Annotated in this window: 9 protein-coding genes; 2 read left to right on the top strand and 7 right to left on the bottom strand. The window is 61.2% G+C overall.

Going from position 1 to position 11,432, the window contains the following annotated elements; translation table 11 throughout:
• Positions 1-36: 36 nt before the first annotated feature.
• From ACK6BI_RS09040 to ACK6BI_RS09025, 4 genes are all read right to left on the bottom strand, one after another.
• The gene (locus tag ACK6BI_RS09040; RefSeq protein WP_409316798.1) at positions 37-1,254 is read right to left on the bottom strand and encodes a mandelate racemase/muconate lactonizing enzyme family protein; all 1,218 of its coding nucleotides are present in this window, start codon (positions 1,252-1,254) and stop codon (positions 37-39) included.
• A 1-nt stretch (position 1,255) separates the two neighbouring features.
• Positions 1,256-2,575 (bottom strand): MFS transporter, encoded by a 1,320-nt coding sequence (locus tag ACK6BI_RS09035; protein ID WP_409316797.1) that lies wholly within the window; start codon positions 2,573-2,575, stop codon positions 1,256-1,258.
• Positions 2,576-2,650: 75 nt separating this feature from the next.
• On the bottom strand, positions 2,651-4,075 hold the full coding sequence (gene aldA / locus ACK6BI_RS09030) for an aldehyde dehydrogenase (protein ID WP_409316884.1): 1,425 nt from the start codon (positions 4,073-4,075) through the stop codon (positions 2,651-2,653).
• Positions 4,076-4,182: 107 nt separating this feature from the next.
• Positions 4,183-5,115 carry a LysR substrate-binding domain-containing protein gene (locus tag ACK6BI_RS09025; RefSeq protein ID WP_409316796.1) on the bottom strand — a complete coding sequence of 311 codons (933 nt, stop codon included), beginning with the start codon at positions 5,113-5,115 and terminating at the stop codon, positions 4,183-4,185.
• 185 nt (positions 5,116-5,300) lie between these two features.
• Here ACK6BI_RS09025 and ACK6BI_RS09020 point away from each other — a divergent pair, with 185 nt between their 5' ends.
• Complete coding sequence (locus tag ACK6BI_RS09020; protein ID WP_409316795.1) at positions 5,301-6,479, top strand: hypothetical protein; 1,179 nt, start codon at positions 5,301-5,303, stop codon at positions 6,477-6,479.
• Between the two features lie 141 nt (positions 6,480-6,620).
• The gene (locus ACK6BI_RS09015) at positions 6,621-7,496 is read left to right on the top strand and encodes a LysR substrate-binding domain-containing protein (protein ID WP_409316794.1); all 876 of its coding nucleotides are present in this window, start codon (positions 6,621-6,623) and stop codon (positions 7,494-7,496) included.
• A 10-nt stretch (positions 7,497-7,506) separates the two neighbouring features.
• On the opposite strand, the gene ACK6BI_RS09010 is transcribed toward ACK6BI_RS09015, so the two are convergent.
• The 3 genes from ACK6BI_RS09010 to ACK6BI_RS09000 form a co-directional block, all read right to left on the bottom strand.
• Positions 7,507-8,871 carry an MFS transporter gene (locus ACK6BI_RS09010; protein WP_409316793.1) on the bottom strand — a complete coding sequence of 455 codons (1,365 nt, stop codon included), beginning with the start codon at positions 8,869-8,871 and terminating at the stop codon, positions 7,507-7,509.
• 87 nt (positions 8,872-8,958) lie between these two features.
• Complete coding sequence (locus tag ACK6BI_RS09005) at positions 8,959-10,392, bottom strand: NAD-dependent succinate-semialdehyde dehydrogenase (protein ID WP_409316792.1); 1,434 nt, start codon at positions 10,390-10,392, stop codon at positions 8,959-8,961.
• Complete coding sequence (locus tag ACK6BI_RS09000) at positions 10,389-11,423, bottom strand: aldo/keto reductase (RefSeq protein WP_409316791.1); 1,035 nt, start codon at positions 11,421-11,423, stop codon at positions 10,389-10,391. The genes ACK6BI_RS09005 and ACK6BI_RS09000 overlap by 4 nt, the downstream gene beginning before the upstream one ends.
• Positions 11,424-11,432: the final 9 nt, after the last annotated feature.

Genomic DNA, 11,432 nt, shown 5'->3' with positions numbered 1-11,432 from the left:
TATCGAACCCGCCCGTTGCCGGGCGGGGAAATCCCGTCAGCCCCTGGCCGGCGATGTGTCTTTGACGTCAGCCGGGGTCGGCGCCATTTGCAGGTGCAGGCGTTCACCGGTGTACGGCGAATGCTTGCGCACCACGTCCATGTTCAGCTCCACGCCCAGACCCGGCTCGGTGGACGGGATGATGTAGCCGTCCTCCCACTGCAACGGCTTTTTCAGGACCTCGGCGTGGAAGCCGCCCCAGGTCTCGATGCTTTCCTGAATCAGAAAGTTCGGCGTGCAGGCCGCGAGCTGGAAACTCGCCGCCGCGCCAATCGGCCCGTTGTACAGATGCGGGGCGATTTGCGCGTAATAGGCTTCAGCCATGCTGGCGATCTTCTTGCCTTCGAGCAGGCCGCCGCAGCGCCCCACGTTCATCTGCAGAATCGACGCACCGCCGGCCTGCAACAGCTTGAAGAACTCGTACTTGGTGGTCAGGCGCTCGCCGGTGGCAATCGGAATGCTGGTCTTGGCCGCGACTTGCGCCATCGCGTCTTCCTGGCCCGGCGGCACCGGTTCTTCGAACCACAGCGGATCGTATTTCTCCAGACGTTTGGCCAGGCGAATCGCCGAGGACGGCACCATTTGCCCGTGAGTGCCGAACAGCAGATCGCACCGATTGCCCACCGCTTCGCGGATCTTGCGGCAGAAGGTTTCGCAGCGTTCCAGCACCTGCAGCGAGATCTGGTGCCCGGAGTACGCGGTGTACGGGCCGGCGGGGTCGAATTTTACGGCGGTGAAGCCCTTGTTCATGTTGTCGACGGCGCATTCAGCGGCCAGGTCCGGGTCGTCGTAGTCGTACTCGCCACGGCTGTTGAGCGGGTACAGGTAGGTGTAGGAACGCAGGCGTTCGTGAACCTTGCCGCCGAGCAGTTCGTAGACCGGCTTGTTCGCGGCCTTGCCGATGATGTCCCAGCAGGCCATTTCCAGGCCGCTGACCACACCCATCATGGTCAGGTCGGGACGCTGGGTGAAACCGCTCGAATAGGCCTGTCGGAAGAAGCGTTCGATGTGGTGCGGGTCCTGATTCAGCAGGTAGCGCTCGAACACATCTTCGATGATCGGCAGCATGGCGTTCGGGCCGAAGGTGGCAGCGTAGATCTCACCGACACCTTCGATGCCGCCGTCGGTCTTGAGCTTGACGAACAGCCAGTACATGCCGCCGATGTGCGGTGGCGGTACGGCGACAATATGGGTTTCAAGGGCGACGACTTTCATCTCAGGCACCTGTCTTTTTCGAAGCGTTGCGATTGATCCGGGCACGCAGGGTCACGGCAGCCAGAGTGCCGATCAGACCGATTGCGGCGATGTAGCCGAAATACAGCTTGTAGCCGAGGGCGCCGGGGAAATGTTCAGTGAGGTAGCCATTGATCAACGGGATAAACGCATCCGGCATGTAACCGACCACCGAGACGATGCCGATAGCCAGCCCGGTGATGCGCAGCGGAATGTTGCAGCTGTCGAGGATCGCCCAGTACAGTCCGCGAATCGCGTAGGTCATCAGGCCGATGAAAATCACGGTCGCGATCAGCAGCCCCATGCTGTTGAGTGCCGGGAACACGATCAAGCCGACGATTGCCAGACTCGCCAGCAACAGCGCGACGATCAGCACCGAGATGTTCGAAAACTTGTCGCCCAGCCAACCGCCACCGATGCCGCCAATGGGGCGCATCCACAGTTTGATGGTGGTGATGGTGCCGGCCATGACGGCGGTCAGGCCGCTGCCTTGCAGGTAGTCCGAGAAACTGTAGGTGGCCCAGAAGATGTGATAGCCGCAGAACACGATCGCGGTGACCAGCCACAGTTCGGGGATTTTCACCAACGTCGCCAGATCAGCGAGCAGGTTGAACTTGCCCTTCTCCACTGCCGGTGTGTCTTCCATCGACTTCGGGTCCTTGATCAGCACCAGCACGCAACCGATGGCGATACAGGTGCAGGCGTAGAGGTAAACCACATGCCTGAAGCCTTCGGCAGTGGACTCGCCCCGGGTTTCGGTGGCGAAGGCGAACAACGCCAGCGCAACGGTTGCCAGCAGCGCTTCGACCAGCCCGCGACCGCCATCGAGGATGCCGAAGAACCGGCCCTGCTCGCTGTGATGGGCAATCATCTTCACGCGCTTGAGCACCGAGGCCCAGAACGTCAGGCCAGTGGTCAGCCCCCAGCAACCGAAGATGATCATCAGCCCGGTCATAGACGGCGCGGTCGAATACCACAGTCCCAGCGCGCCGGTCGCCACCAGCGAGAAAAAGATCAGAAAACGCGGCGCGATACGGTCGGCCAACCAGCCGCTCGGCAGATAACTGAGCAGGAAAATCGTGCCGAGCATCGAGTACAGATAACCCAGTTCGCTGTGGTTGATCTGGAACACCTCGAGCATGGTGGTCTGGTAGACCTGGCGCAGGTACAGAATCGGATAGATCGCACCGGCGGCCAGCACCAGCAACATCAGTTGAAAATAGCGACTTCCCTTGTCGCTGCGGCTTTTCGAAGCCGAATCGGAGCTCTGAACAGCGGCAGCAGAGGATGCATGCTTGGACATTGAAGTGACCTCGGGCGACCCGTGCTCCGGGCGCCCCTGATAATTGTTTTTATAGGCGTAGCGTGAGGTGGTGGATCAGTACTTCATGACCACGAGTCGGGTCTGGGTGAATTCGAGCATGCCGTGCTTGCCGTCATCGCCGCCCAGGCCCGAGCGTTTCCAGCCGGCGTGATAGCCCTGATACGGATCGGCCGGGGTGCGGTTGACATACAACTCACCGGCCTCGATGGCGTTGGCGACTTTCTGCGCGGTGCGGTAATTCTCGGTGTACAGCACCGACGACAGGCCAAACTGATGGTCGTTGGCCATGGCCAGCGCTTCGTCGATGTCGCGGTACTTGAGCACCGGCAGCACCGGGCCGAATATTTCTTCCTGGACGATTTCCATTTCCTGGCGGCAACCGCTGAGCAGCGTCGGCGGATAGAAATGCCCCTTGCCTTCAGGCAACACGCCGCCACTTTCGAGCACGGCGCCGTCGGCGATCGCACGCTCGACCATGGCGTGGATATTCTTCTGCGAACTGGCGTTGACCAGCGGGCCCATCAGGCTCGCGTCTGTGGCGCGGTCGCCGAACTTCACGGCCGCGATTTTCGCTTTGAGCAGCGCAAGGAAACGGTCGTGAACGCTTTCCTGCACGTAGACCCGCTCCACCGCCGTGCACAGCTGGCCGCAGTGGGTGGTCTTGGAGGCAATGATTGCGCTCGCGGCGGCTTCGAGATCAGCGTCGGCCTCAATGATTGCCGGAGTCTTGCCGCCCAGCTCCAGCGACGGCTTGGCGATGTTGGCCTTGCAGTAATCGAGGACGATGCGCCCGGCGTTGACGCTGCCGGTCAGCGTGATCAGACCCACGGCTTTATGGGTGCAGACGACTGCGGCGGTGGCGTGATCCATGGTCAGGATGTTGATTACACCGGCCGGCATGCCCGATTGCTCCACAGCTTTGGCGATTTCGAATGCCGAGATCGGGGTGTTGTTGCTCGGGCGCACCACCACGGTATTGCCGGCAATCAGCGCCGGAGCGATTTTGCGCAACAGGGTGTAGACCGGGTAGTTGAACGGAATCAGGCACGCGACGACGCCAATCGGCTCGCGGTGCAGAAACAGGTTTTCGTCGGGGCTGTCGCTGGGAATGATCTCGCCTTCGATGCGGCGCGCCCATTCGGCGTGGTAACGGGTGATCTGCGCGGCATAACGGGCTTCGTTGCTGGCGTCGTTCAGGCTCTTGCCGGATTCGGCTGCCAGGGCGGCGCCGATGGCGTCGGCGCGATCTTCAAGAGCGACTGCAAACGCTCGCAGGTGTTCGGCACGCTCGATGCTGGTGAGTTTTCCCCAGACTTTCTGCGCCGCTGCGGCGCCATCGACTGCCGCCGTGGCTTCTTCGGCAGTGGCGGCCGACACCTGGCCGATCAACGCTTCGGTGGCCGGGTTGTAGACCGCGATCAGCGCCGCGCTGGCCGGCTCGATGAAGTGACCGTTAACAAAATTTCGCTCGACTCGCATGTGCATCGCCCATCGTTTGTTTTTATCGATGGCGCCAGTCTTGTCATCGACAGCGGGTTCAACAAACGATTTATCCGGCGATCAAACATTCGAAAAACGCACGTTACTCACAACATCGCCTTCGAAGGCTCAAGCTGGCGCTGCGCCAGCCAGATCTCTTCCTGCAACCACTGACTGAACGCCTGCAATTGCGGCATCTGTGTCTGTTCCGGGCGGGTCACCAGCCAGTACGACTGGTGCCCTTCCACATGCACGTTGTGCACTTGGGTCAACTGCCCGCTGGCCAGTTCCGAGGCGACCATGTGCCAGTCGGCAATGGTGATGCCCAGCCCGTCGACAGCCGCTTGAATCGCCAGATCCAGCAGGTCGAATTCATAACCGCCCTGGGTATCGACACCGCTGATGCGCGCCGCGTCGAGCCAGTGCTTCCAGGTCAGATAACGCTGATCCTCCCGGGCCAGCACGTGCAGCAGGGTCAGACGATTGAGGTCAATGCCTTGATCGCCGCCCTCCCGCGCATAGAGCGTCGGCGCACACACGGCGATGTGCCGTTCCTGAATCAGCAGCGAACTGTCGAGCCCGTCCCATTCACCGTTGCCGAAGCGGATGGCGCAATCGAGGGTGCTGGTTTCCGCCAGACTGTCCTGCAAGCGGGTAGTGATGCTCAGCTCCAGCTCCGGATGCTGCTCGCGCAGGCGTCCCAGGCGCGGCATCAACCAGCGGCTGGTGAAGGTTGGCGGCGCGTTGATGTGCAGACGGTTGGCGTGGGTTTTCTGCTGGATACTGCGCACGGTCAGTTCGATCTTGTCGAACGACTGATGCAGCGCCCGCAGCAGAATCTTGCCAGCGCCGGTCAGTTCGAGATGGTGATGGCGGCGCTCCAGCAGGCTCTCGCCAAGCTGTTCTTCCAGTTGTCGCACCTGACGGCTGACCGCGCTCTGGGTGACGTTGAGCAACTCGGCGGCGCGGGTGAAGCTGCCGGTGCTGCCGGCCACTTCGAATGCCTTGAGTGCATTCAGGCCGGGCATTTTACGTTTCATACAAGGCACTCTAAAACCGCTGACAAGGCGCAAAGCATCCCACGGCACTGGCGAATTGTCCTGCAGGATTTTCCGAGTAACATGCGTTCGACGCAGGTTTCATCATCGTTTTTATCGTTTGTCCTGTATCGGACGGAAGACAAAACTGCGCGGCATCTCTAATAAAAACAATCGAGAACCGCTCCATGCCCTTCCCTGCATCTATGCGCCTGCGCACGATTTCAATCGCTCTGTTCTGCAGCTTTGCCGTTCCGGCCATGGCGGTCCAGGTCACCGACAACCTCGACCTCGGCGGCGCCATTCGTGCCCGTTGGGACGTGGACCCGGATCGCGACATCCAGAAGTTCGGCCTCGACACGGTGTTCCTCAGCGCCAGATACAACTCCGACTCGTGGATCGGTGAAGCACAATACCGCTTCTACGGTCGCTCCTACCCCTACCAGTACACCAAAAACTACGGCGACATCCGCTTCGCCAAGTTCGCGTGGGTCGGCTACAAGTTCAACCCCGACCAGCAAGTGCAAGTGGGCCTCAACACCGTGCCGTTCGGCTTGCAGCCGTATTTCGGCAGTACGTTCTACGAAACCCTGGGCAACGTCATCGGCCTGGAAGACGTGCAACAGATCGGCACCAAATACATTCAGCAAAGCGGCGACTGGAACATCCAGGCCGGCTACTACCTGCGCCCGGCCTGGCAAGGCAAAGGCACCAGCAAAGGCGTGACGTATTCGAGCGTGGTGTCCGAAGCCGACAGCTACGTAACCGACGGCAGCAACAACCAGGAACGCAACACCGTGGTGCTTCGGATCGCCAGGGCAATGGATCTGGGGCCGTGGAAGTCCGAAGTCGGGATCTCCGGCCTGACCTCGACCCTCGAAAACAAGGACACCAATAACGACGGTCGGCGCAACGCCGTGGCCGTGCACTACATGGGCAAGAACGGCCCGTGGGGCGTGCAGTTGCAGGCAGCGCGGCAACAGATGTCGCCACGCAATCCCGGCAGCGATGAAGTGGTGACCCTCGGTGGCTACGACGGCACTTACAACGTCGCCAGCCGCGGCAATCTGTACGTGGCCGACCTGAGTTACGACGTCGGCGACAAATACCTGTTCGACCAGATCAGCGGGATCAAGCTCTACGCCAACTACAGCGCCTTCGACAAGTCCGCCAGCGGCTTCAAGACGTCCGAGCGGATGATCCTCGGCACCTCGTTTTCCGTGAGTAAATTGTGGGTTGCCACGGAGTGGTTGTTCGGCAGGAATGATCCGTACATCGGTGGCAGCAGCTATACCCAAAGCCTTGGCGCGGGCGGGCTGAATCAGTGGGAGAACCAGTTATATGTGAACGTCGGGTATTACTTCTGACGCTTGAAAAAAATCGCAGCCAGGGCTGCGATTTTTTTTGCTTGCCCGTTGCGAATTCACCTTGCATCCGCACCGCCTCGATAGTCAGATAGCCCTCACCCCAAAACAACAATAAACCGCCCGGTCCGGAGTTCCGCCTCCATGCGTCAACTGCCCTCGCTCAACACCCTGCGCGTGTTCGAAGAAGTCGCCCGTCATCGCAGTTTCAGTCAGGCCGCCGTCGGGTTGAACGTCACCCAGGGCGCGGTCAGTCGCCAGATCAAACAGCTTGAAGACTACCTCGGTGTGGCGCTGTTTGTACGTACGCCTCAAGGGCTGTCGCTGACCGAGGCCGGCAGCAATCTTTCTCCGCATCTGGCCGAAGCCTTCGATCACATCGAACGCGCCTTGCAGGCCGTGCGCGTGCCGAATCTGCGCCAGCGTTTGAAAGTGCTGGCACCGCCGACCTGGGCCACCCGCTGGCTGTCGCCACACCTGCGCGCATTCTGTCAGCGCTACCCGGACATCAACCTCAGCGTCACCAACCAGATCGGCCACGACAGCCTCTCGGAAGTCGATTGCCACATCCGCTTCGGCCTCGCGGCAGCGCCTCACTGCGTCAGTCAGTTGCTGGTGATGGAACGACACATTGCGGTGGCCAGCCCGGAACTGTTCAACGGCGATCAGCCACCGGACCTGCGGCAGTTTCCGCTGCTGCACATCCTGCACGATGGCAAGCGGCTGAAGGTCTGGGAAAACTGGCTGGCGGCCATGGGCCGGGATGACATCGATGCCGGGCAAGGGCTGGAATTCAGCACCCTGGATCAGGTGATCCACACTGCACTGGCCGGCGGCGGTCTGGCGGTGATCGACCGGCAGATGATCGAGAAGGAACTGGCCAACGGCAGCCTGCTGCCGATCACCCCGATTGAGGTGATCGGCCCTTACGGCTATTGGCTGGATGTGGCGAATGACAAGCAGGGGTTGTCGAAGGTGAGGCTGTTTACTGAATGGCTAGGGATTGTCAGCAACCCCTGACCTGCACTCATCAGATGGGGGATGCGATTTTCCCGACCGTCCCTGTCCCGACCTCCACCGGACTCTGCGCCTTGCACGCCTGACTCAACGTCAACGACTTGGTCTCCGGCGCCCAGGCCCACGACAACAACGCGCCAATCGCCAAAATCGCCGCAAGAATCCCCATGGTCGGACTCAAGCCGATCCCCGCCACGCTCACCGGCAACAGGAACGTACTGACCGCCGACCCCAGTCGGCTGACCGCCGTTGCCAGACCGATCCCGCTGGCCCGCACTTCCGTCGGGAAGCTCTCCGCGGGAAATACGCCCACCAGATTGCTCACCGCCGACAACACCAGCGTGAATACACCGAACACCAGCACCATCAGCCACGCCGCACTGCCCGGCAGCACCGCCAGCAGAAACAACGCCACCGCCAGAATGATGAACGCGTTGATCAGGAACCCGCGTCGGGTGAATTTGATGGTGCACCAGATGCCGATCAACGCACCAAGGATCAGCAGCATATTGAGCATCAGCTCGGTGCCGAAGCCTTCGTCCAGGCCCATCTTCTGCAGGATCGACGGCAGGAAGGTGTAGATGGCGAAGTACGGCATGACGATGCAGACGAAGAACAGGCAGTTGAACACCGTGCGCTTGCGATACTCGCGGCTGAACAGCACCGCGTAGCCCGAGCGGATTTCGCTGGAACGGGTTTCATCCAGCTCGACGTTGTCACCCAGATGCTTTTTGACGATGGCACGGGCTTCGACCACCCGGCCCTGATTGACCAGCCAGCGCGGTGATTCCGGTGTGCCGATTCGGGCGATCAGGATCAGCGCAGCAGGGATCGCCGACGACGCCAGCATCCAGCGCCAGGCATCGTCACCGAGGCTCAGCATGGCAGTGCCGACGAAGGTCGCTGCGACATAGCCGAACGTCCAGATCACGCTGAACGAACCCAGCAACACGCCGCGATGTTTCTTCGGCGCGAACTCGGCAAGCATCGCGTGGCCGACGCTGAAATCGCCGCCCAGACCGATGCCGATCAGCACTCGGCAGAGGAACAGGCTCATGGCGGTCTCGACGTAGAACTGCATCACCGAAGCGAGCGTGATCAGCACGAAACTGACGAGGAAGATTTTCTGCCGGCCAACCTTGTCCGAGATCCAGCCGAAAAACAGACTGCCGAGAAACAGACCGATCAACGCCGATGCGCCGATCAGGCCCTGCCAGAACGCGTCGAGTTGCATCTGCGGGCTGAGCAAAGTGAACGCGATGCCGATCAGGCCCAGGATGTAGCCGTCGGTAAAGTGTGCGCCGAAGGTCAGGCCGGCGATCTTCAGGTGGAAGCGCCCGATGGGCAGGTCATCGATCTTTACGGATTGAGCGGACATGTTCGTCTCCAATTGTTGTTATTGACGGAGAAACCGATAGCTCTGGGAAGAGCCTGTGAGAGCCAGCTCCCACAGGCTTTGGGAGGCCTAGAGGCCACCCATCAACAGGTATTTGATCTCCAGATAGTCATCCAGACCGTACTTCGAACCTTCACGTCCAAGGCCCGATTCCTTGATGCCGCCGAACGGCGCCAGCTCCGTGGAAATGATCCCTTCGTTGATGCCGACCATCCCGGCTTCCAGCCCTTCGGCCATGCGCCAGACCCGGCCGATGTCGCGGCTGTAGAAGTACGCCGACAGGCCGAACGGTGTGTCGTTGGCCCGCGCCAACACCTCGGCTTCGTCCTTGAAGCGGAAACACGCCGCCACCGGGCCGAAGGTTTCGTCCTGGGCGATCAGCATGTCGCCGCTGGCTTCGGTGAGGATGGTCGGCTCGTAGAACGTGCCGCCCAGCGCATGCCGACGGCCGCCGCACAACAGGGTGGCGCCCTTCTCCAGCGCATCGCTGACGTGGGCTTCGACCTTGGCCAGCGCGGCAGCATTGATCAACGGACCTTGCTCGGTCGCTCCCTCCAGCGCACTGCCCACGCGCATCGCCGCCACGGCTTCAGCGAGTTTGCCGGTGAAGGCTTCGTAGACGCCGTCCTGGATGAAAAAGCGGTTCACGCACACGCAGGTCTGCCCGGTGTTGCGAAACTTCGAGGCCATCGCGCCTTTCACGGCGGCATCGATGTCGGCGTCGTCGAAGACAATGAACGGCGCGTTGCCGCCCAGTTCCAGCGAGACTTTTTTCAGGGTGTCGGCGGCCTGGCGCATCAGCAGTTTGCCGGTGCGGGTCGAGCCGGTGAATGACAGCTTGCGCACTACGCTGGAGGCCTGCAGCGCGCCGCCAATGGCCACCGCATCGCCGGAGACGATGTTGAACACACCGGCCGGAATCCCGGCCTGCTCGGCCAGCACTGCCAGGGCGAACGCCGACAATGGGGTTTCTTCCGACGGTTTGAGAATCATCGTGCAACCCGCCGCCAGCGCCGGGCCGACCTTGCGGGTGACCATCGCCAGCGGGAAGTTCCATGGGGTAATCGCCGCGACCACGCCGATGGCTTCCTTGGTCACGATGATCCGTGCATCAGCCTTATGGCTCGGGATCACATCACCGTAGGCACGCTTGGCTTCTTCACCGAACCATTCGAGAAAACTCGCGGCGTAAATCACTTCGCCCTTCGCTTCAGCCAGCGGTTTACCTTGTTCGCGGCTGAGCAAGGTCGCCAGCTCCTGCTGGTTGGCGAGCATCAACTCGCTCCAGCGTTTCAGGCGCTGACTGCGCTCCTTGGCGGTGAGTTTGCGCCAGGCCGGCAAGGCACGATTGGCGGCTTCGATGGCGAGGTTGGTTTCCTCGGCACCAGCCTTCTGCACGTCGGTGATCAATTCGCCATTGGCCGGGTTGCGTACCGGATAAGTCGCACCGCCGCTGCCCCACTGGCCATCGATGAAGTTACCGTGACGAATCAGCCCGCTCATGCCACCACCCCCTGCAACATGAAGCGTTCCAGCCCCGGACGGGCCGTACGCAGGATGCGTTTGCCGGCGGTGTAATCGTTGATCACGTCGCACGGGGTGTAGTTGCGCTCCAGCTCGTGCAGCTCCTCGGCATCGAGCTTGGTTTCCAATGCCGCCAGTGCGCTGTCGAACTGCGCCGTGGTGTCGGCGCCGACCAGCATGCAGTCCACGCCGGGATGGCTGGCGACCCAGGCCTGAGCGATCTGCGCGTTGGACACGCCACGGGCACGGGCCACGCGCTGCACCGAATGAGCGATTTCGAACGAGGCCTCGTCGCTGTACATCTGCTGGGTGAAGAAGTCGGTCTGGTTGCGGGTCGATTGCACATCACCGGTCAACAGGCCACGGGCCAGCGGGCTGAACACCGACACGCCGATCCCCTGATCGCGGCAGAACGGAATCATCTCGCGCTCTTCTTCGCGGTAGGCGCAGTTCAGTTGCAGCTGCATGTTGATCGGCTTGACCCAACCGTTGCGCTCGCAGGCCATGAGGATTTTCGCCAGTTGACCGGTGAGCATGGTCGACACACCGATGTAACGCGCCTTGCCGGAACGCACGATGTCGTTCAGTGCGCCCATGGTTTCCTCGACCGGGGTATTCACGTCGAAGTAATGCAGCATGAACACGTCGACGTAATCCATGTCCAGACGCTTGAGCGACGCATCGATGCTGTCCATGATGTGTTTGCGCGAATGGCCACTGGCGTTGATGCCGTTGCGGGTGCCGTAGCCAACCTTGGTGGTGATCACCAGATCTTCGCGACGGGCCAGACGCTTGACGATGCGCCCCACCACTTCCTCGCCGACGCCGGCGGAATAGAAGTCTGCCAGGTCAATGAAATTCACACCGTTGTTCAGTGCGTGAGCGACGATCGGCTCGCTTTGTTTTTCATTGAAGATCCACGGTTTCCAGTCCGGGGTGCCCATGTTCATGGTGCCCAGGCACAGGCGGGAAACTTGCAGGCCGGAGTTGCCCAAACGGATGTATTGCATGGCGCGGAC

The sequence above is a fragment of the Pseudomonas sp. KCJK9016 genome (assembly GCF_046231795.1).
Taxonomy (GTDB): Bacteria; Pseudomonadota; Gammaproteobacteria; order Pseudomonadales; family Pseudomonadaceae; genus Aquipseudomonas; species Aquipseudomonas bananamidigenes.
The sequence above is the reverse complement of the archived record's forward strand: the minus strand, read 5'-3'. Positions and strand labels throughout refer to the sequence as shown.

What these genes read in the sequence shown, in the direction of transcription:
- ACK6BI_RS09040 (WP_409316798.1), bottom strand. Translation starts at nt 1,254, where the DNA reads ATGAAAGTCGTCGCCCTTGAAACCCATATTGTCGCCGTACCGCCACCG.
- ACK6BI_RS09035 (WP_409316797.1), bottom strand. Translation starts at nt 2,575, where the DNA reads ATGTCCAAGCATGCATCCTCTGCTGCCGCTGTTCAGAGCTCCGATTCG.
- aldA (WP_409316884.1), bottom strand. Translation starts at nt 4,075, where the DNA reads ATGCGAGTCGAGCGAAATTTTGTTAACGGTCACTTCATCGAGCCGGCC.
- ACK6BI_RS09025 (WP_409316796.1), bottom strand. Translation starts at nt 5,115, where the DNA reads ATGAAACGTAAAATGCCCGGCCTGAATGCACTCAAGGCATTCGAAGTG.
- ACK6BI_RS09020 (WP_409316795.1), top strand. Translation starts at nt 5,301, where the DNA reads ATGCCCTTCCCTGCATCTATGCGCCTGCGCACGATTTCAATCGCTCTG.
- ACK6BI_RS09015 (WP_409316794.1), top strand. Translation starts at nt 6,621, where the DNA reads ATGCGTCAACTGCCCTCGCTCAACACCCTGCGCGTGTTCGAAGAAGTC.
- ACK6BI_RS09010 (WP_409316793.1), bottom strand. Translation starts at nt 8,871, where the DNA reads ATGTCCGCTCAATCCGTAAAGATCGATGACCTGCCCATCGGGCGCTTC.
- ACK6BI_RS09005 (WP_409316792.1), bottom strand. Translation starts at nt 10,392, where the DNA reads ATGAGCGGGCTGATTCGTCACGGTAACTTCATCGATGGCCAGTGGGGC.
- ACK6BI_RS09000 (WP_409316791.1), bottom strand. Translation starts at nt 11,423, where the DNA reads ATGCAATACATCCGTTTGGGCAACTCCGGCCTGCAAGTTTCCCGCCTG.